This window comes from Pseudomonas sp. zfem003 (assembly GCF_032621675.1).
GTDB classification, from domain to species: domain Bacteria; phylum Pseudomonadota; class Gammaproteobacteria; order Pseudomonadales; family Pseudomonadaceae; genus Metapseudomonas; species Metapseudomonas otitidis.
This window is the reverse complement of sequence record NZ_JAVYJG010000004.1, coordinates 125381-143741: the sequence shown is the minus strand read 5'-3', so window position 1 is coordinate 143741 and position 18361 is coordinate 125381. Positions and strand designations below refer to the sequence as shown.

Sequence of the window (18361 nt, the reverse complement as noted above, 5' to 3'; positions counted from 1 at the left end):
CTCTCCCGGAGCCCATATGACCGACTTCAACACCCTGCAACTGGACATCGCCGCCAACGGCGTCGCCACCCTCTGGCTGAACCGTCCGGACAAGAACAACGCCTTCAACGCCGGGATGATCCGCGAGCTGATCCTCGCCCTGGATGCCGTCAAGGAACACGGCCAGGTGCGCTTCCTCATCCTCCGCGGCCGCGGTCGGCACTTCTCCGCCGGGGCGGACCTGGCCTGGATGCAGGAGTCCGCCCGCCTGGACTACAACGCCAACCTGGACGACGCCCGCGAGCTGGCCGAGCTGATGTACGCCCTCTACCAGCTCAAGGTGCCGACCCTGGCGGTGATCCAGGGCGCGGCCTTCGGCGGCGCCCTGGGCCTGATCAGCTGCTGCGACATGGCCATCGGCACCATCGACGCGCAGTTCTCCCTCTCGGAAGTGCGCATCGGCCTGGCGCCGGCGGTGATCAGCCCCTTCGTGGTCCAGGCCATCGGCGAGCGTGCCGCGCGCCGCTACGCCCTCACCGCCGAGCGTTTCAACGGCGAGCGGGCCCGTGAGCTGGGCCTGCTGGCCGAGTGCTACCCGGCCGAGGACCTGGACCAGGCGGTGGAGAGCTGGACCGCCAACCTGCTGCTCAACAGCCCCCAGGCCATGCGCGCCAGCAAGGACCTGCTGCGGGAAGTGGGCAGCGGGGTGCTCAGCCCCAACCTGCGCCGCTACACCGAGAACGCCATCGCCCGCATCCGCGTGAGCGCCGAAGGCCAGGAAGGGCTCAATGCCTTCCTGGAAAAACGCAAACCCTCCTGGCAGGAGCAATGACCATGATCACCACCTTGCTGATCGCCAACCGTGGCGAGATCGCCTGCCGGGTGATGCGCACCGCCAAGGCGCTGGGCATTCGCACCGTGGCCGTCCACAGCGAGATCGACCGCAATGCCCGCCACGTGCGCGAGGCGGACATGGCCATCAACCTCGGCGGCGCCAAGCCGGCGGAGAGCTACCTGCGGGTGGACGCGCTGATCGCCGCCGCCCAGGCCAGCGGCGCCCAGGCCATCCACCCCGGCTACGGCTTCCTCTCGGAGAACGCCGGCTTCGCCCGTGCCATCGAGGCCGCCGGGCTGGTGTTCCTCGGCCCGCCGGCCAGCGCCATCGACGCCATGGGCAGCAAGTCCGCTGCCAAGGCGCTGATGGAGGAAGCCGGCGTGCCACTGGTGCCCGGCTACCACGGCGAGGACCAGGCCCTGGAGACCTTCCGCGCCGCCGCCGAGCGCATCGGCTACCCGGTGCTGCTGAAGGCCGCCGCCGGCGGTGGCGGCAAGGGCATGAAGGTGGTGGAGCGCGAGGCCGACCTGGCCGAGGCGCTCTCCTCCGCCCAGCGCGAGGCCCAGGCCGCCTTCGGCGACGCCCGCATGCTGGTGGAGAAGTACGTGCTCAAGCCGCGCCATGTGGAGATCCAGGTCTTCGCCGACCGCCACGGCAACTGCCTGTACCTCAACGAACGCGACTGCTCCATCCAGCGCCGCCACCAGAAGGTGGTGGAGGAAGCGCCCGCCCCCGGCCTCTCGGCCGAGCAGCGTCGCGCCATGGGCGAGGCCGCCGTGCGCGCGGCCCAGGCCATCGGCTACGTCGGTGCCGGCACCGTGGAGTTCCTGCTGGATGCGCGGGGTGACTTCTTCTTCATGGAGATGAACACCCGCCTGCAGGTGGAGCACCCGGTCACCGAGGCCATCACCGGCCTCGACCTGGTGGCCTGGCAGATCCGCGTCGCCCGGGGCGAAGCCCTGCCCATCACCCAGGCGCAGGTGCCGCTGATGGGCCATGCCATCGAAGTGCGCCTGTACGCCGAAGACCCGGAAGGCGGCTTCCTGCCTGCCAGCGGCCACCTGGACCTGTACCGCGAGCCCGCGCCCGGCGAGGGCCGTCGGGTGGACAGCGGCGTGGCCGAGGGTGACGACGTATCGCCCTTCTACGACCCCATGCTGGCCAAGCTGATCGCCTGGGGCGAGAACCGCGAGGAAGCGCGCCAGCGCCTGCTGGCCATGCTGGAGGACACCGCGGTGGGCGGTTTCCGCACCAACCTGGCCTTCCTCCGCCGCGTGCTCGGCCACCCCGCCTTCGCCGCGGCCGAACTGGACACCGGCTTCATCGAGCGCCACCAGGCACAGCTGCTTCCCGCCCCTGCCGCCCTGCCCGAGCAGGTCTGGCAGCTGGCTGCCGAAGCCTTCCGCCAGGGTGATGCCGCGCGGATACGCCAGGACGACCCGCATTCGCCCTGGAGCGGCAACAGCGGCTGGCGTGCCGGCCTGCCCAGCGAAACCGACCTGCACCTGGCCTGTGGCGAGGAACGCCAGGTGGTGCGCCTGCGCGGCCGGGTCGACAGCCCGATCCGCCTGGAAGGCGAGCGGCTGACCCTGGAGCTGGACGGCGTGCGCCGCACGCTGCTGGCCATCCGCCGGGGCGAAACCCTCTACCTGGAGTGGGACGGCACGCTGCACACCGTCACCCGCGTCGACCCCATCGCCGAGGCCGAGGCCAGCCACACCCACCAGGGCGGGCTGACGGCGCCGATGAACGGCAGTATCGTGCGCGTGCTGGTGGAAGCCGGCCAGGCCGTGGAAGCCGGCACCGCCCTGGTGGTGCTGGAGGCGATGAAGATGGAGCACAGCATCCGCGCGCCCCACGCCGGCACCGTCAAGGCGCTGTACTGCAGCGAAGGCGAACTGGTCGCCGAAGGCACCGCGCTGGTGGAGCTGGAAGAGGCCTGAGAGAGCGCTGCCCCGTAGGGTGGATGTCGCTCTTTACATCCACCAACCTGGCCCGGCCCAGCACCGCCGGTGGACATGAAAAGCGATGTCCACCCTGCGCAGAAACAACCCGTAGGATGGGTCGGACGGCGTTCCGCGAGCGAAGCGAAACCCATCGGGCACCGAACGCCGATGAATGAGAGAGATGACGCAATGACGATCCCCAAGAAGGTCCGCCTGGTCGAAGTCGGCCCCCGTGACGGCCTGCAGAACGAGAAGCAGCCCATCAGCGTCGCCGACAAGGTGCGCCTGGTGGATGACCTCACCGCCGCCGGCCTCGGCTATGTGGAGGTGGGCAGCTTCGTATCACCCAAGTGGGTGCCGCAGATGGCCGGTTCCGCCGAGGTGTTCGCGCAGATCCAGCGCAAGCCGGGCGTCACCTACGCCGCCCTGGCACCGAACATGAAGGGCTTCGAAGCCGCCCTGGAGGCCGGGGTGAAGGAGGTGGCGGTGTTCGCTGCCGCGTCCGAGGCCTTCTCGCAGAAGAACATCAACTGCTCCATCGCCGAGAGCCTGGCGCGCTTCGTGCCGGTGGTGGAAGCCGCCCGCGCCCAGGGCGTCAGCGTGCGTGGCTATGTGTCCTGTGTGCTGGGCTGCCCCTACGAGGGCGAAGTGGCCGCCGAGCAGGTGGCAGCGGTGGCCGCCGAGCTGCATGCCATGGGCTGCTACGAGGTCTCCCTGGGCGACACCATCGGCACCGGCAACGCCGGCAGCACCCGCCGGATGTTCGAGGTGGTCGGGGCGCGCATCCCCCGGGAGCAACTGGCCGGCCACTTCCACGACACCTACGGCCAGGCCGTGGCGAACATCTACGCCAGCCTGCTGGAAGGCATCAGCGTGTTCGACAGCTCGGTCGCCGGGCTCGGCGGTTGCCCCTACGCCAAGGGCGCCACCGGCAACGTCGCCACCGAGGATGTGCTCTACCTGATGAACGGCCTGGGCATCGAGACCGGCATCGACCTCGACCGGCTCGCCGCTGCCGGGCAACGCATCTGCGCCGTGCTGGGCAAGGAAAACGGCTCGCGGGTGGCCCGCGCCCTCCTCGCCCGCAACGCCTGATCCCCGGCAAGCGCCGGGCATGAAAAAGCCCGCGCATCCTCACGGATGCGCGGGCTTCTTCATTTCACCCGGCGCGTCAGGCTTCTTCGAGGTGCGGGGTGACGCCCACGCGCATGATGGCCTCGATGGCTTCTTCGCGGGTCGGCTCGGAGTCGTACAGGTGGCTCTCGAGGATCACCTCGCCGGCGGCCTTGAGGCGGAAGTAGTTCTTGCCGCCCGAGGACATGCGACGCTCGAAGCGATCACTGTTGACGCAATGGGTGCGGAACAGCGCGATGGCTTTCTCGGCGCTGTCCCGGCAGGGGTAGCGCCCGCTCTCCACCATCACCTGGGCCTCCCGTGTCTTCAGGCGAAAACGGTATTCGCCACTGCCGTATTTCTTCAGCTCGAAAAAGCCTGGCATGTCTCTCACTCCTTGCAGCTTCATTGCCCCCGCGGGGCGACCTTGCTCGCCCCGGCGGGGCCTGGGCGAACGAAACGCGCACCATACCGGCGCCCCCGGGGCCCGTATGCCGGGGGAACCTGCACCCGGGGTAGGCGCCGGACGGGTGGGTCGGGCGAAACGTCCTAGGCCTTCGAAGAGGCCCACGCCAGAGCCGCTCTGTCACATCACCGTCACCTCGCTGACTTAATCTCGCGACTCCTCCCGCCCAATAGAAGGCACCGCTGCATGACGCGCGACGTCACCGAACGAGAAATCTGGAGCCGTACCCTCAGCCTGTTGCTGCTCGGCTTCGTCTGCTACGCCCTGCCCTGGTCGGTGTTCGCCGCCCTGCCCATTCCGGCCGACCGCTCCCCGGCGCTGCGCATCCAGGGCTCCAACACCATTGGCGCCAAGCTGGGGCCGGCCCTGGTGCGCGGCCTGATGGAGGAAGAAGGCCTGGGCAACATCCGCCAGGAAGCCGGCAGCCAGGAGAACGAAGTGCAACTGATCGGCCGCGCCCCGAGCGGACGCGAGGTGCGGATCAACGTGGCCGCCCACGGTTCGGGCACCGGCTTCGTCGCCCTCAAGGATGGCAGCGCCGACCTGGCCGCCTCCTCCCGCCCGATCAAGGACGCCGAAGCGGCAGACCTGAAGACCTTCGGCGACCTGCGCAGCCAGTACAGCGAGAACGTCATCGCCATCGACGGCCTGGCGATCATCCTGCACCCGTCCAACCCGCTGGCGAAGCTGGACACCACCCAGCTGGCCCGCGTCTTCGCCGGCGAGGTGAAGACCTGGGAAGAGCTCGGCGGCAAGGGCGGCGCGATCCACCTCTACGCCCGCGACGACAAGTCCGGCACCTTCGACACCTTCAAGGAACTGGTGCTGGCCAGCCACGGCAAGGCCCTGGCCGCCGGCGCCAACCGCTTCGAATCCAACGACCGCCTGGCCGAGGCGGTGGCCGCCGACCCGCAGGGCATCGGCTTCGTCGGGCTGGCGTCGGTGGGCAAGGCGCACACCCTGGCGATTGCCGATGGCGACTCCCAGGCCATGGCACCGTCCACCACGCTGATCGCCACCGAGGACTACCCCCTCTCCCGCCGGCTGTTCTTCTATGTGAAGCCCGGCGAGAAGAACGCCTGGGCACAGGCGCTGGTGCGCTTCGCCCAGGGCCCGCGCGGCCAGGCCCTCGTCGCCCAGACCGGGTTCGTCGCGCAGACCGTGCAGGCGGTGAAGGTGACGCCCCAGGCCGGCATGCCCGAGGCCTATCGCCAACTGACCGGCGAGGCGCAGCGCCTGTCGGTGAACTTCCGCTTCCAGGAGGGCAGCGCCAACCTCGACAACAAGGCACTGCGTGACGTGGAACGGGTGCTGGCCTACCTGAAGGACAGCGGCAAGCTGGCCAACCAGGTGGTGCTGGTCGGCTTCGGCGACGCCAAGCCGGACCCGAGCCGCGCAGCCCTGCTCTCCAAGCTGCGCGCCATGGCGGTACGCCGCGAGCTGGCCAAGGGCGGCGTGAGCTTCCGCGACATCGTCGGCCTTGGTGACGAACTGCCAGTGGCGGCAGACAGCGACGAAGGCCGCATCCGCAACCGCCGCGTCGAAGTCTGGGTCTACTGACGCGCTGTTTTACCGCACCTCCGCCCCTTGCCCGGGTCCATAGTTATCCGTGCACAGTGCACCACGCGCTGTGCGTCGATTGCCCGGGACAAGGAGTACCGATGGAGGCCCTGCACGCATTCCTGTTCGCCGATTTCCTCGGCACCGCCACCTGGCTGTGGCTGAGCTTTCTGCTGGTCGTGGTGGCGCTGCTGGCGTTCGACCTGGGTGTGCTGCATCGCCACGAGCGTGAGATCGGCGTGCGCGAGAGCCTGCTGCTCTATAGCGGCTACTTCACCGCCGGGGTGGCCTTCGGCGGCTGGGTCTGGTGGGAGCTGGGGGCGCAGCCGGCGCTGGAGTTCTACACCGGCTTTCTGGTGGAGCAGTCGCTGTCGATGGACAACGTGTTCGTCATGGCGATGATCTTCGGCTTCTTCGCCGTACCCCGGCTCTATCAGCACCGCGTGCTGTTCTGGGGGATTCTCGGGGTGATCGTGCTGCGGGCGCTGATGATCGGCGTCGGCGCGGCGCTGGTGCAGCGCTTCGACTGGATGCTCTACCTGTTCGGCGGCTTCCTGCTGTTCACCGGCGTGAAGATGCTGCTCAGCCGCGACCAGGGCGAGCGCGACCTGTCGCGCAACCCGGTGCTGCGTTTCCTGCGGGGGCACCTGCGCCTGACCGAGGGCCTGCACGGCAAGCGCTTCTTCGTCCGACTGCCCACCGCCAGTGGCGGCACCCTGCTGCATGCCACGCCGCTGTTCCTGACCCTGGTGCTGATCGAGCTGGCCGACCTGGTGTTCGCGGTGGACAGCGTCCCGGCGATCTTCGCCATCACCCAGGACCCGTTCATCGTCTACACCTCCAACATCTTCGCCATCCTCGGCCTGCGCTCGCTGTACTTCGCCCTGGCAGCGCTCATCCACCGCTTCGTCTACCTCAAGTACGCCCTGGCCCTGGTGCTGATCTTCATCGGCGGCAAGATTTTCCTGCAGAGCTTCATCGGCAAGATTCCCGCCCTGGTTTCCCTTGGCGTAACCTGTGGCCTGCTGGCCGGTGGCGTGCTGATCTCGCTGATCCACACGCGCAAGCCGCAGCCGGTCCATCAGGAGGAGCGCGGGCAGCGATGAAGGACGTGCGGATCGATGTACTCGAACAACGGGGTCGGGTGATCTGGCAGGTGCGCATGGGCGCGCGGGCGGTGAGCTTCCATGAAGAACTGGCCGCCCGCACCTTCGCCGCCCAGCTGCACCAGCGCCTGGAGTGGCTGCGCGCACAGCGCGAGGCCGCCAGCAACCCCTCGGAACCCTCCCAGCCCCACCAGGATTGACCCACCCCGTTGACCCTCACGCCACGTCAGGCCCGAAGATGCCAGCCGGCACGCGAGGAGACCCAGGACATGCCCTTGAAAGTCGGTGAACTGGCCAGGCGCTGCGGCCTGACCGTGCGCACCCTGCACCACTACGACCAGATCGGCCTGCTGCGGCCTTCCGCGCGCTCGGACTCCGGTTACCGCCTCTACGACCGTACCGACATCGCCCGCCTCCACCGGATCCAGGTCCTGCGCAAGCTGGGCCTGTCCCTGGCGGCCATCGGCGACTGGCTGGACGGCCCGCCCGTGGCGCTGCCTCCGCTGATCGAGCAGCAGATCCACCAGCTCGACCGGGAGATCGCTCACCGGCAGCGACTGCGCGAACGCCTGGCCAGCCTCGGCCAGCAACTGCGCAGCGGCGAGGAACCGGAGCTCGCCGAATGGCTGACGACCCTGGAGCTGATGAACATGTACGACACCTATTTCACCCCCGAGGAACTGCAGGGGCTGCGCCTGCACGCCGACGAACAGCGCCAGCGCGAATGGGCCGACCTGGTCGGCCAGGTGAAGGCGCTGATGGCGGCCGGCGTGCCGCCCCAGGCCGAGGCGGCGCAGGCCCTGTCACGAACCTGGATGCGCATGCTGGAGGACGACACCGGCGGCAACCCGGTTCTATTCGCCAAGCTCAACGGCATGCACGAGGCGGAGCCGGCGCTGCGTGCGCAGACCGGGATCACGCCGGAGACCATGGCCTACGTGGTCCAGGCCTTCAGCGAGACCAAGCTGACCATCTACCAGCGCTACCTGACGCCCGAGGAATTCACCTTCCTCAAGGCCCACTACGGCACGCGCATGCACGAATGGCCGCCGCTGATCGCCGAGGTGCACCAGCAGATGGAATCCGGCGCCCCGGCGTCCGACCCGGCCACCCTGGCCCTCGCCCGCCGCTGGCTGGAGCTGTTCCGCTCCTATGCCGGTGACGATCCGGTGACCCAGCAGAAGATCCGCGAGGCGCTGGTGCGCGAGCCGGAACTGCGCCAGGGCTCCTGGGCCAGCGATGCGCTGCTGGACTACCTGCGCCAGGCCATGGGCCACCTGATGGCCGCGCGCCGCTGAGGCCCGCTGCCCCCTGAAACGCACGAGGCCCGCACGGTTTCCCGTGCGGGCCTCGCTGTTGCTGCGCGGCGATCAGTGGCCGCTGCGCATCATCTCGCGCGGTACGTACTTGCCGATCTCGTACTTGCCGATGGCGGCACGGTGCACTTCGTCCGGGCCGTCGGCCAGGCGCAGGGTGCGCTGCATGGCGTACATGTAGGCCAGCGGGAAGTCGTTGGAGACGCCGGCGCCGCCGTGGATCTGGATGGCGCGGTCGATCACCCGCAGGGCGACGTTGGGCGCCACGACCTTGATCTGGGCGATCTCGCTCTTGGCCACCTTGTTGCCGGCGGTGTCCATCATGTAGGCCGCCTTCAGGGTCAGCAGCCGGGCCATGTCGATCTCCATCCGCGAGTCGGCGATCTTGTCGATGTTGCCGCCCAGGCGGGCCAGGGGCTTGCCGAAGGCAGTGCGGCTGACGGCGCGCTTGCACATCAGCTCCAGGGCGCGTTCGGCCATGCCGATGGAGCGCATGCAGTGGTGGATGCGGCCTGGGCCGAGGCGACCCTGGGCGATCTCGAAGCCACGGCCCTCACCCAGCAGCACGTTCTCGTAGGGCACGCGGACGTTCTCGAACAGCACCTCGGCGTGGCCGTGGGGGGCGTCGTCATAGCCGAACACCGGCAGCGGGCGGAGGATCTTCACGCCGGGGGCATCGGTGGGCACGAGGATCATGGAGTGCTGCTGGTGGCGCGGCGCATCCGGGTTGCTCAGGCCCATGAAGATCATCACCTTGCAGCGCGGGTCGCAGGCGCCGGAGGTCCACCACTTGCGGCCGTTGATGACCCACTCGTCACCCTGGCGCTCGGCGCGGGCTTCCATGTTGGTGGCATCGGACGAGGCCACGCCCGGCTCGGTCATGGCGAAGGCGGAACGGATCTCGCCACGCAGCAGCGGCTCCAGCCACTGCTTCTTCTGCGCTTCGTTGCCGTAGCGCACCAGCACTTCCATGTTGCCGGTGTCCGGCGCGGAGCAGTTGAACGGCTCCGGGCCCAGCAGCGAGCGGCCCATGATCTCGGCCAGGGGCGCGTATTCCATGTTGGTCAGGCCGGCACCGTATTCGGACTCGGGCAGGAACAGGTTCCACAGGCCTTCGGCCTTCGCCTTGGCCTTGAGCTCTTCCATGATCGCGGTGGGCTGCCAGCGGTCCCCTTCGGCGACCTGCTTCTCGAACACCGGCTCGGCGGGATAGACGTAGGTGTCCATGAACGCGGTGACGCGCTCACGCAGTTCCTGGACCTTGGGCGAATAGGCGAAATCCATGCGGCGTACCTTCTGAGGAGGGTGAGGAATGACCGGAAGGGTCTGGCAAGAATGCTAGAACAGGGATTAAGATTTACCCAGCCTATTATCGATATGCATGAACATTCATAAGCGATATGGTGCATCCCTCGACAAGAACAATCCAAGGAGCACGTGCGGCATGAACCTCAACAAGGTGGACCTGAATCTGTTCATCGTCTTCGACGCCATCTACACCGAGGCCAACCTGACCCGTGCCGGGCAGATCGTCGGCATCACCCAGCCTGCCGTGTCCAACGCCCTCGCCCGCCTGCGCGAGACCTTCAACGATCCGCTGTTCGTCCGCACCGCCCAGGGCATGGTGCCCACGCCGATGGCGCAGAACATCATCGGCCCGGTGCGCAACGCCCTGCAGCTGCTGCGGGTCTCGGTGCAGGAGAGCCGCACCTTCAACCCGCTGCAGGCCAACAAGACCTACCGCATCAGCATGACCGACCTCAGCGAGGCGGTGATCCTGCCGCTGCTGTTCCAGCGCCTGCGTCGCCTGGCGCCCCAAGTGCAGGTGGAAAGCTTCCTCGCCAAGCGCCGCGAGACCACCAAGGAGCTGGCCGCCGGGCGCCTGGACTTCGCCGTCGACGCGCCGCTGAACACCGACCCGCAGGTGCGCCACGTGAAGCTGATGGACGACCGCTACGTGTGCGCCATGCGCCGTGGCCACCCGCTGGCCAAGGAGCGCATCAGCCTGGACGAGTACCTCTCGCTGTCGCACATCCACATCTCCAGCCGCCGCAACGGCCTGGGCTACGTGGACCTGGCCCTGGGCAAGATGGGCATCCAGCGCAAGGTCGCGCTGCGCTCGCAGCACTACATGATGGCTTCCACCGTGCTGCAGAGCACCGACATGGCGATGACCGTGCCGGAGCGCTTCGCCCGCCGCCACGACCTGCACTTCGTCGACCTGCCGGTGAACGACGTGCCCGCCCTGGAGACCCACCTCTACTGGCACGAAAGCACCGACCAGGACCCCGCCAACCGCTGGATGCGCGAGCAGATCATCGAGATCTGCCAGCAGGTCACCCAGCAGGAGCGCGTGCGGGCCTGATCAGGCCCCCAGCGCCTCCCCCGCCTCCCGCTCCGCCAGCGGCCGGATAGGCCGCCACTGGCGCAACTTGCGGTACAGCGTGGGCACCACGAACAGCGTGAAGAACGTGCCCACCAGCAGCCCCCCGACAATGACCATGCCGATCTGCCGGCGGCTCTCCGCCCCGGCGCCGGTGGCGATGGCCAGCGGCAGGGAGCCCAGCACCATGGCGCCGGTGGTCATCAGGATCGGCCGCAGCCGCTGCACGGCCGCCTCCATGACCGACTCATCCAGGCCACGCCCCTCGCGCAGCTGCTGGTTGGCGAACTCGACGATGAGGATGCCGTGCTTGGTGATCAACCCGATGAGGGTGACCATCCCCACCTGGGAATAGATGTTCAGGGTGCCGCCGAACAGCTCCAGCGCCAGCAGCGCGCCGGCCATGGAGAGCGGCACGCTGAAGAGGATCACCAGCGGATCGACGAAGCTCTCGAACTGCGCCGCCAGCACCAGGTAGATGAACACCAGCGCCAGCGCGAAGGTCAGCGCCACGCCCGCGCCGGAGGCCTTGAAGTCACGGGAGATGCCGGTGTAGTCGAACTGGGTCTCGGCGGGCATCACCTCGCGGGCCACCGTCTCCAGGTGGTCCAGCGCCTCACCCAGGGTGTAGCCGGAGCCGACGTTGGCGCTGAGGGTCACCGCACGCAGCTGGTTGAAGTGGTTCAGCTCCCGGGGGGCGACGGTTTCCTCCACCTCGATCAGGTTGGAGAGCTGCACCATGCTGCCGTCGCGCCCGCGCACGTAGACCCGGTTGAGGTCGTCCGGGTTGCTGCGGTCGACGTCCGCCAGTTGCACCAGCACGTCGTACTGCTCGCCGTTCTGCTTGAAGCGGGTCACCTGACGGCTGCCGAACAGGCTTTCCAGGCTGCGGCCGATGGTGGCGACGTCGGTGCCCACGGCGGTGGCCTGCTCGCGGTTCACCGTGACCTTGAGTTGCGGGGTGTTGAGCTTGAGGTCGGTGTCGATGCTCTCCAGCCCCGGGTAGTCGCGCACCCGCTGCAGCAACTGGTCCACGTACTGCTGCAGCTCGGCGTACTCCAGGGACGAGCGGATGACGAAGTTCACCGGCTGGTTGCGCGCGCTCTGCCCCAGCGGCGGGCGGTTCACCGGGAAGGCCCGCACACCGGGGATGTCCTGCAGCTTGGGCAGCAAGGCATCGCGAATCTCGAACTGGCTGCGGCTGCGCGCGCTCCAGTCCTCCAGCTTGAGGAAGGAAAGCCCCTGGGCCACGGTGGGGAAGCCCACCACCACCATGTAGCGGTTGGCCTCGGGGACGCTGCGGTAGGCCTCCTCCAGTTGCCGGGCATAGCGCGCGGTGTACTGCAGGGTGGCGCCATCCGGGCCATTGAGGGTGCTGACGATGGTGCCGGTGTCTTCGGTGGGCGCCAGTTCGCTGCGCAGACCGCTGAACATCCACAGGCACAGCAGCAGCACGCCGACGAGGAACAGCGCGATCAGCATCCAGGCGCGCAGCACCCGTTCCAGCAGGTGCCGGTAGCTGTAGGTCAGCCCGTTGAGGAAGCCTTCGATCAGGTTGTACAGGCGGCCATGACGCGGCTCCGCCCGGTGCGGCCTGAGCAGCTGGGCACACATCATCGGTGACAGCGTGAGGGCCACGAAGCCGGAGACCAGCACCGCACCGGCCAGGGTCCAGGAGAACTCGGTGAAGAGCTTGCCCGAGGTGCCCTGCATGAAGCCGATGGGTGCGTAGACCGCCGCCAGGGTGAGAGTCATGGCGATCACCGCGAAGGCGATCTCGCGGCTGCCCTTGAACGCCGCCTGCACCGGTGACAGGCCCGCCTCGATGTGGCGGTGGATGTTCTCCAGCACCACGATGGCGTCGTCCACCACCAGGCCGATGGCCAGCACCATGGCCAGCAGGGTCAGGGTGTTGATGGAGAAGCCCATCAGCGCCATCAGGGCGAAGGCGCCGATCAGCGACACCGGGATGGTCACCAGCGGGATCAGCGTCGCCCGCAGGGAGCGCAGGAACAGGAAGATGATCAGCACCACCAGCACCACCGCCTCCCAGATGGTGGTGTAGACGTTGGCGATGGATTCGCGGATGAACAGCGAGTTGTCGTTGGCGATGGCCATCTCCATGCCGTCCGGCAGCAGGCTGCGCACGTCGGGCAAGGCGGCGTTGAGGCCGTCGGAGATGTCCAGCGGATTGGCGGTGGCCTGCTTGACCAGCCCCAGGGAAACCGCCTGACGCCCGTTGAAGCGCACCAGGGAGCGCTCGTCGGCGGCGCCGATCTCGGCATGGCCGACGTCGGACAGGCGCAACAGGTAGCCACGGCGGTCGTCGATGATCAGGTCGTTGAACTGCTGGGGGGTCTTCAGGTCGGTTTCCGCCAGCACGCTGAACTCGCGCTGCACCGACTCGATGCGGCCGGCGGGGATCTCCACGTTCTGCCGGCGCAGGGCGGCCTCCACGTCCTGCACGGTAAGGTCGTGGGCGGCGAGCTTCTCCGGGTCGAGCCAGATGCGCATGGCGTAGGTGCGCGCGCCGCGGATCTGTACCTCGGAGACGCCGGGGATGGTCTGCAGGCGGTCCTGCACCACCCGCTCCAGCACGTCGGTGATCGCCATGGCGCTGTGCTGGTCGCTGTAGAAGGCCAGCCAGACCACGGGCTGGGCATCGGCCTCGACCTTCTGCACCACCGGCTCGTCGATCTCGTCCGGCAACAGGCCGCGCACCCGCCCGAGGCGGTCGCGCACGTCGTTGGCCGCCTCGTTGGCGTTGCTGCCGAGGCGGAACTGCGCGGTGATCTGGGTGTTTTCCGAGCGGCTGATGGAGGACACGAAGTCCAGCCCCTGGATGCCCGACAGCACGTCCTCGATGGGCTGCGCCACCTGGGACTCCATGATTTCCGGGCTGGCGCCGGGGTAGATGACGTTGACCGTGACCACCGGCACGTCGATGTTCGGGTACTCACGCACGGTCAGCCGCTGGTAGGCCATCAGCCCCAGCAGGACCACCACCAGGGACAGCACGGTGGCGAACACCGGCCGGCGGATGCACAGGTCGGAGAGGGTCATGACTCGCCCCGCGCGACGGTGCGGACCTCCTGCCCCGGGGCGGCCTTCTGCCAACCGGCGGTGATCACCTGCTCGTCACCGGCGAGGCCTTCCACCACCTCGGCCCGCCCGCGTTGACGCTGGCCGATGCGCACCGGCAGGCGCGCCACCTTGCCGTCCACCACCACGGCGACATACAGCTGGCGCCCCACCGGGATCACCGCTTCCTCGGGAATCAGCAGCGCATCCGGACGCTCGGCGAGGATCACCGAGACCTTCACGAACTGGCCCGGCTTGAGGCGCCGGTCGGCATTGGCGATCTCGGCCCGGATCGCCTGGCTGCGCCCCACCTCGTCCAGGCGCGGGTTGAGGGCGGCGATGCGCCCCTGGAAGCGCTCCCCCGGGTAGGCGTCCACGCTGATCTCCACGGTCTGCCCCAGTTGTACCTGGGCCACCGCCTTCTGCGGGATGCGGAAATCCACCTTGAGCGGGTCGAGCACTTCGAGGTTGACGATGTCCTGGCCGGCGCTGAGGTAGTCGCCGGGGCTGACCTGGCGCAGGCCGAGCACACCGTCGTAAGGCGCGCGGAGCTGGGTCTTGTCGAGACGGGCCTGGGCCAGCGCCAGGCTGGCGCGGGCGGCCTGCTGTTGCGACAGCGCCTCGTCCTGGGCCTGGGCGTTGCTGGCGCCGCGCTTGTAGAGCATCTGGGCGCGCTGGTAGCTCTTCTCCGCCAGGTCGAGGTTGGCCCGGGCCTGGTCCAGCTCGGCACGGGCGATGGCATCGTCCAGGCTGACCAGCAGGTCGCCGGCCTTGACCGCCTCCCCCTCGCGGAAATACAGGCGGGCCAGGCGCCCGTCCACTTCGGGGCGCAGGGTCACCGACTCGTCGGAGCGCAGGGACCCGAAGGTCACCAGCTCATCCCGGACCAGGGCACGCTGGGGCTCGGCCACCTCGACCAGCGGCGGGTTGGCAGCGAACGCTGGACAGGTGAGCAACCCCAACAGCAGCAGGGGCCAGACGCGGCGGCGAACAATCATCTACAGCCTCTTTTCGAGTCGTTTTTGTCGAAAATGAAAAAGTCTACCGGGAGTATCGGCGGAGTTTTGTCAGAGGCACGTAAAGATGCAGGCAGTCTGTGACGGTTTGTATCGGGAGGGATGCATTTCGGAGGCGGGCCAGGCGGCGTGGGAGCGGTTTCAACCGCGATGCCCCGCAAGGGGCCTTTTTCGCGAATGAATTCGCTCCCACGAAGATGCCGCCCGGTACTGCGTTTTGCCCAGCTCCGCCCGCGTGCCGGTGATCAGCCTTCGCGCGCAGAGCCGCTCCTGCGAGGTGCGCCGTGCTTACTGGCGCATGCCGCGTCCGCTCACCAGCAGGCGCACGCAGACGATGTAGAGCACCAGGGTGGTCAGCAGCATCAGCGCGATGGCCACGCCGATGTTGATGTCGGACACGCCGAGGATGCCGTAGCGGAAGGCGTTGACCATGTGCAGGATCGGGTTGATCAGCGAGACCTTCTGCCAGAACGCCGGCAGCAGGCTGATGGAGTAGAACACCCCGCCCAGGTAGGTCAGCGGCGTCAGCACGAAGGTCGGGACGATGGAGATGTCGTCGAAGTTGCGCGCATACACCGCGTTGATGAAGCCGCCCAGGGAGAAGATGGTCGCCGTCAGCAGCACCACGATGACGGTGACGCCCAGGTGATGCACCTGCAGGTGGGTGAAGAACAGCGACAGCAGGGTGACGATCACCCCCACCGCCAGCCCGCGCAGCACGCCGCCGATGGTGTAGCCGAGGAGGATGGTGTGGGGCGACACCGGCGAGACCAGCAACTCCTCGATGGAGCGCTGGAACTTGCTGCCGAAGAAGCTGGACACCACGTTGCTGTAGGAGTTGGTGATCACCGACATCATGATCAGCCCCGGCACGATGTACTCCATGTAGGTGAAGCCGCCCATGTCGCCGATCTGCCGGCCGATCAGGTTGCCGAAGATGATGAAGTACAGCGCCATGGTGATGCCCGGGGGCAGCAGGGTCTGCGGCCAGATGCGGGTGAAGCGGCGGACTTCGCGGTAGACGATGGTGTTGAGGGCGACCAGGTTGGCGCGCAGTTCCGAACTCATATGGCCACCTTCGACAGGTTCTTCTCGACCAGGGACACGAACAGCTCCTCCAGGCGGTTGGTCTTGTTGCGCAGGCTCAGCACCTCGATGCCGACGGCGGAGAGCTGGCGGAACAGCTCGGTGATGCCCTGGCTCTTCTCCACCTGCACTTCCAGGGTGTGGTCATCCACCAGGCGCACCGGGTAGCCGACCAGGGCCGGCGCCGTGGCGAGGGTGTCCTTGAGGTCGAGCAGGAAGGTCTCGACGTGCAGCGTCTTCAGCAGCGCCTTCATGCTGGTGTTCTCGACGATGGTGCCGTGGTCGATGATGCCGATGTGGCGGCAGAGCTGCTCCGCCTCCTCCAGGTAGTGGGTGGTGAGGATGATGGTGATGCCCTGGGCGTTGAGGTCGGTGAGGAAGCTCCACATGGACCGGCGCAGCTCGATGTCGACGCCGGCGGTGGGCTCGTCGAGGATCAGCAGGCGCGGCTGGTGCACCAGGGCGCGGGCGATCATCAGGCGGCGCTTCATGCCGCCGGACAGTTCGCGCGAGGCGGCGTTGCGCTTCTCCCACAGGCCCAGCTGGGTCAGGTACTGCTCGGCGCGCTCCTTGGCGATCTTCGCCGGGATGCCGTAGTAGCCGGCCTGGGTCACGACGATGTCGAAGACCTTCTCGAACTGGTTGAAGTTGAACTCCTGAGGCACCACGCCCAGGCAGCGTTTGAGGGCGTAGGGGTTCTTGTCCAGGTCGTTGCCGAACACGCTCACCGTGCCGCTGGTCTTGTTAACCAGGGTGGAGAGGATGCCGATGGTGGTGGATTTGCCGGCCCCGTTGGGGCCCAGCAGGGCGAAGAAATCGCCTTCGGCCACTTCCAGGTCGATGCCCTTGAGGGCCTGGAAGCCGTTGCCATAGGTCTTGGTCAGCTGCCGGATGGACAGTGCGGAAGTCATGGAGGGAACGTGCCTTCAGTCAGGAATGTGCAAAGACGCTGCGCCAGGCGGCAAGGCCCGGCGCAGCGCTCGGTGGGGTGAGCCTAGCATCAGGTCAGTGCGGTCATCACCGCACGGCGGTAGGCCGGACGCGCCTTGAGCCGCTCGTACCAGGCCGCCAGCGCGGGCTGCGGCGGCCGCTCGATGGGCATCTCGAACCAGGCGTAGATGAAGCAGCCCAGGGGGATGTCGCCCATCGCCAGGGTTTCGCCGGAGAGGTAGGGCTGTTTCGCCAGGGCCTGCTCGGGCAGGGCCAGCAGTTCGCTGCAACGCGCCAGGGCGGCTGCGATGCGCGCGGGGTCGCGCTCGGCCGGCGGGGTACGCAGCGTGCCCCAGAACAGGTCGCGGAATACCGGCGCCAGGGTGGTGCTGGTCCAGTCCATCCACTTGTCCCCTACGGCGCGGACGGCCGGGTCTTCGGGGTAGAGGGTGCCGGCTGCGTAGCGCGCGGCCAGGTAGCGGACGACGGCGTTGGACTCCCAGAGCACCAGGTCGCCGTCTTCGATCACCGGGACCAGGCCGTTCGGGTTCATCGCCCGGTAGGCCGGCTCGTTGACCAGGCCGAACGCGCCCCCGGCGTCGATGGACTCGTAGGCCACACCAACCTCTTCGGCGGCCCAGAGGGCTTTTCTCACGTTGGAGGAGTTCTTCCGGCCCCAGATCTTCAACATGTCGCGGCTCCAGCTGTTTGGCAGGCCGACATTCTAGAGGCATTGCCCGGGCAGGTGACCAGGCATTTGCATTGATAACGTTTATCGACCTGAGCGAGGTGGCGCGGCCTTCAGGGCTCGGCATCCAACACGCCGGGTGTCGCGGCCTCGGCCTGGAGATCGCCGCTCATGAAGGCGGCGCCCGGCTCGAACAGGTGCGGATAGACCTGCTGCAGATGGCCGAAGAACAGGGCCTCCGGCAGGTCGTCGAACTGGCCGTGGTCGGCGAGGTACTCCATGTAGCGCTCGCCCTGGCGGTTGAACGGGTGGAAGACGCTGTCGTGCACCCCATCAAACGCCAGCGGCTCCACGCCGAAGACCCGGCACAGCGCCAGGTTGAACGCCGGCGTCGCCTTCACCCAGCGGCCGTCCAGGTGCAGCTCGGTGTAGCCGTGCATGGCGAACACTTCGCTCCGGAGCAGTTGCAGTAGGCGCGGCGTGGCCAGGTGGTTGCGCACGTCCGCCAGGCCGATGCGGGCCGGGATGCCGCAGACCCGCGCGCAAGCCGCCAGGAGGATGGCCTTGGGCACGCAGTAGGATGCCCCCGCCATCAAGGCATGGCTGGCCTTGAGCGTCTCCGGGTCACGACTGAAGGTGTAGGGGTTGTAGCGGATGCCGTCGCGCACGGCGTGGTACAGGCTGACCGCCTGGTCACGCGGGTGCGGGCTTTCGCCGCGATTGCGCAAGGCGAACTCAACCACCAGGGGGTGGTCACTATCAACGAAGCGACCGGATCGTAGGCTGGACTGCATGGCGTTGCTCCCGTGGGGACAGGCCCCAGTCTAGAAGCAGGCGCCACCCTGCCGGCACGACG

General features: G+C 67.9%; 16 protein-coding genes. 8 read left to right on the top strand and 8 right to left on the bottom strand.

The annotated features are described in order from the left end of the window. The first annotated feature begins 16 nt into the window (after positions 1-16). From RTK35_RS09810 to RTK35_RS09800, 3 genes are all read left to right on the top strand, one after another. Entirely contained in the window at positions 17-811 is a 795-nt protein-coding gene (locus RTK35_RS09810) for a gamma-carboxygeranoyl-CoA hydratase (RefSeq protein WP_316907876.1), read from the top strand. Next, the gene (locus tag RTK35_RS09805) at positions 808-2757 is read left to right on the top strand and encodes an acetyl/propionyl/methylcrotonyl-CoA carboxylase subunit alpha (protein ID WP_316907875.1); all 1950 of its coding nucleotides are present in this window, start codon (positions 808-810) and stop codon (positions 2755-2757) included. Before RTK35_RS09810 ends, RTK35_RS09805 begins: the two co-directional genes overlap by 4 nt. 192 nt (positions 2758-2949) lie before the next feature. Further along, entirely contained in the window at positions 2950-3855 is a 906-nt protein-coding gene (locus RTK35_RS09800) for a hydroxymethylglutaryl-CoA lyase (RefSeq protein WP_074972005.1), read from the top strand. 76 nt (positions 3856-3931) lie between these two features. Here the strand turns inward: RTK35_RS09800 and RTK35_RS09795 are convergent, their stop codons facing one another. Further along, complete coding sequence (locus tag RTK35_RS09795) at positions 3932-4258, bottom strand: YegP family protein (protein ID WP_044399664.1); 327 nt, start codon at positions 4256-4258, stop codon at positions 3932-3934. 267 nt (positions 4259-4525) lie between these two features. Between RTK35_RS09795 and RTK35_RS09790 the strand changes: the two genes are divergently transcribed. The 4 genes from RTK35_RS09790 (at position 4526) to RTK35_RS09775 (ending at position 8303) form a co-directional block, all read left to right on the top strand. After that, on the top strand, positions 4526-5899 hold the full coding sequence (locus RTK35_RS09790) for a phosphate ABC transporter substrate-binding/OmpA family protein (RefSeq protein ID WP_316907874.1): 1374 nt from the start codon (positions 4526-4528) through the stop codon (positions 5897-5899). 101 nt (positions 5900-6000) lie between these two features. Then, positions 6001-7005 (top strand): TerC family protein, encoded by a 1005-nt coding sequence (locus tag RTK35_RS09785; RefSeq protein ID WP_316907873.1) that lies wholly within the window; start codon positions 6001-6003, stop codon positions 7003-7005. Continuing rightward, the gene (locus RTK35_RS09780; protein ID WP_172433903.1) at positions 7002-7205 is read left to right on the top strand and encodes a hypothetical protein; all 204 of its coding nucleotides are present in this window, start codon (positions 7002-7004) and stop codon (positions 7203-7205) included. Before RTK35_RS09785 ends, RTK35_RS09780 begins: the two co-directional genes overlap by 4 nt. 69 nt (positions 7206-7274) lie before the next feature. Continuing rightward, the gene (locus RTK35_RS09775; RefSeq protein ID WP_316907872.1) at positions 7275-8303 is read left to right on the top strand and encodes a MerR family transcriptional regulator; all 1029 of its coding nucleotides are present in this window, start codon (positions 7275-7277) and stop codon (positions 8301-8303) included. Between the two features lie 72 nt (positions 8304-8375). Here RTK35_RS09775 and RTK35_RS09770 read toward each other — a convergent pair whose 3' ends face one another. Further along, complete coding sequence (locus RTK35_RS09770; RefSeq protein ID WP_044399671.1) at positions 8376-9605, bottom strand: acyl-CoA dehydrogenase; 1230 nt, start codon at positions 9603-9605, stop codon at positions 8376-8378. 160 nt (positions 9606-9765) lie between these two features. Here RTK35_RS09770 and RTK35_RS09765 point away from each other — a divergent pair, with 160 nt between their 5' ends. Beyond that, positions 9766-10686, top strand: a complete 921-nt coding sequence (locus tag RTK35_RS09765) for a LysR family transcriptional regulator (protein WP_044399673.1) — start codon at positions 9766-9768, stop codon at positions 10684-10686. On the opposite strand, the gene RTK35_RS09760 is transcribed toward RTK35_RS09765, so the two are convergent. From RTK35_RS09760 to RTK35_RS09735, 6 genes are all read right to left on the bottom strand, one after another. Beyond that, positions 10687-13767 (bottom strand): efflux RND transporter permease subunit, encoded by a 3081-nt coding sequence (locus RTK35_RS09760; RefSeq protein WP_316907871.1) that lies wholly within the window; start codon positions 13765-13767, stop codon positions 10687-10689. Then, on the bottom strand, positions 13764-14783 hold the full coding sequence (locus RTK35_RS09755; RefSeq protein ID WP_316907870.1) for an efflux RND transporter periplasmic adaptor subunit: 1020 nt from the start codon (positions 14781-14783) through the stop codon (positions 13764-13766). Before RTK35_RS09755 ends, RTK35_RS09760 begins: the two co-directional genes overlap by 4 nt. A gap of 306 nt (positions 14784-15089) precedes the next feature. Next, positions 15090-15869: an ABC transporter permease gene (locus tag RTK35_RS09750; protein ID WP_044399681.1), complete on the bottom strand. Its 780-nt coding sequence runs from the start codon at positions 15867-15869 to the stop codon at positions 15090-15092. Beyond that, entirely contained in the window at positions 15866-16798 is a 933-nt protein-coding gene (locus RTK35_RS09745; RefSeq protein WP_044399683.1) for an ABC transporter ATP-binding protein, read from the bottom strand. Before RTK35_RS09745 ends, RTK35_RS09750 begins: the two co-directional genes overlap by 4 nt. Positions 16799-16887: 89 nt before the next feature. Beyond that, the gene (locus tag RTK35_RS09740; RefSeq protein WP_316907869.1) at positions 16888-17508 is read right to left on the bottom strand and encodes a glutathione S-transferase; all 621 of its coding nucleotides are present in this window, start codon (positions 17506-17508) and stop codon (positions 16888-16890) included. A 110-nt stretch (positions 17509-17618) separates the two neighbouring features. Next, on the bottom strand, positions 17619-18299 hold the full coding sequence (locus RTK35_RS09735) for a transglutaminase-like domain-containing protein (protein WP_208273822.1): 681 nt from the start codon (positions 18297-18299) through the stop codon (positions 17619-17621). Between the last annotated feature and the right edge of the window lie 62 nt (positions 18300-18361).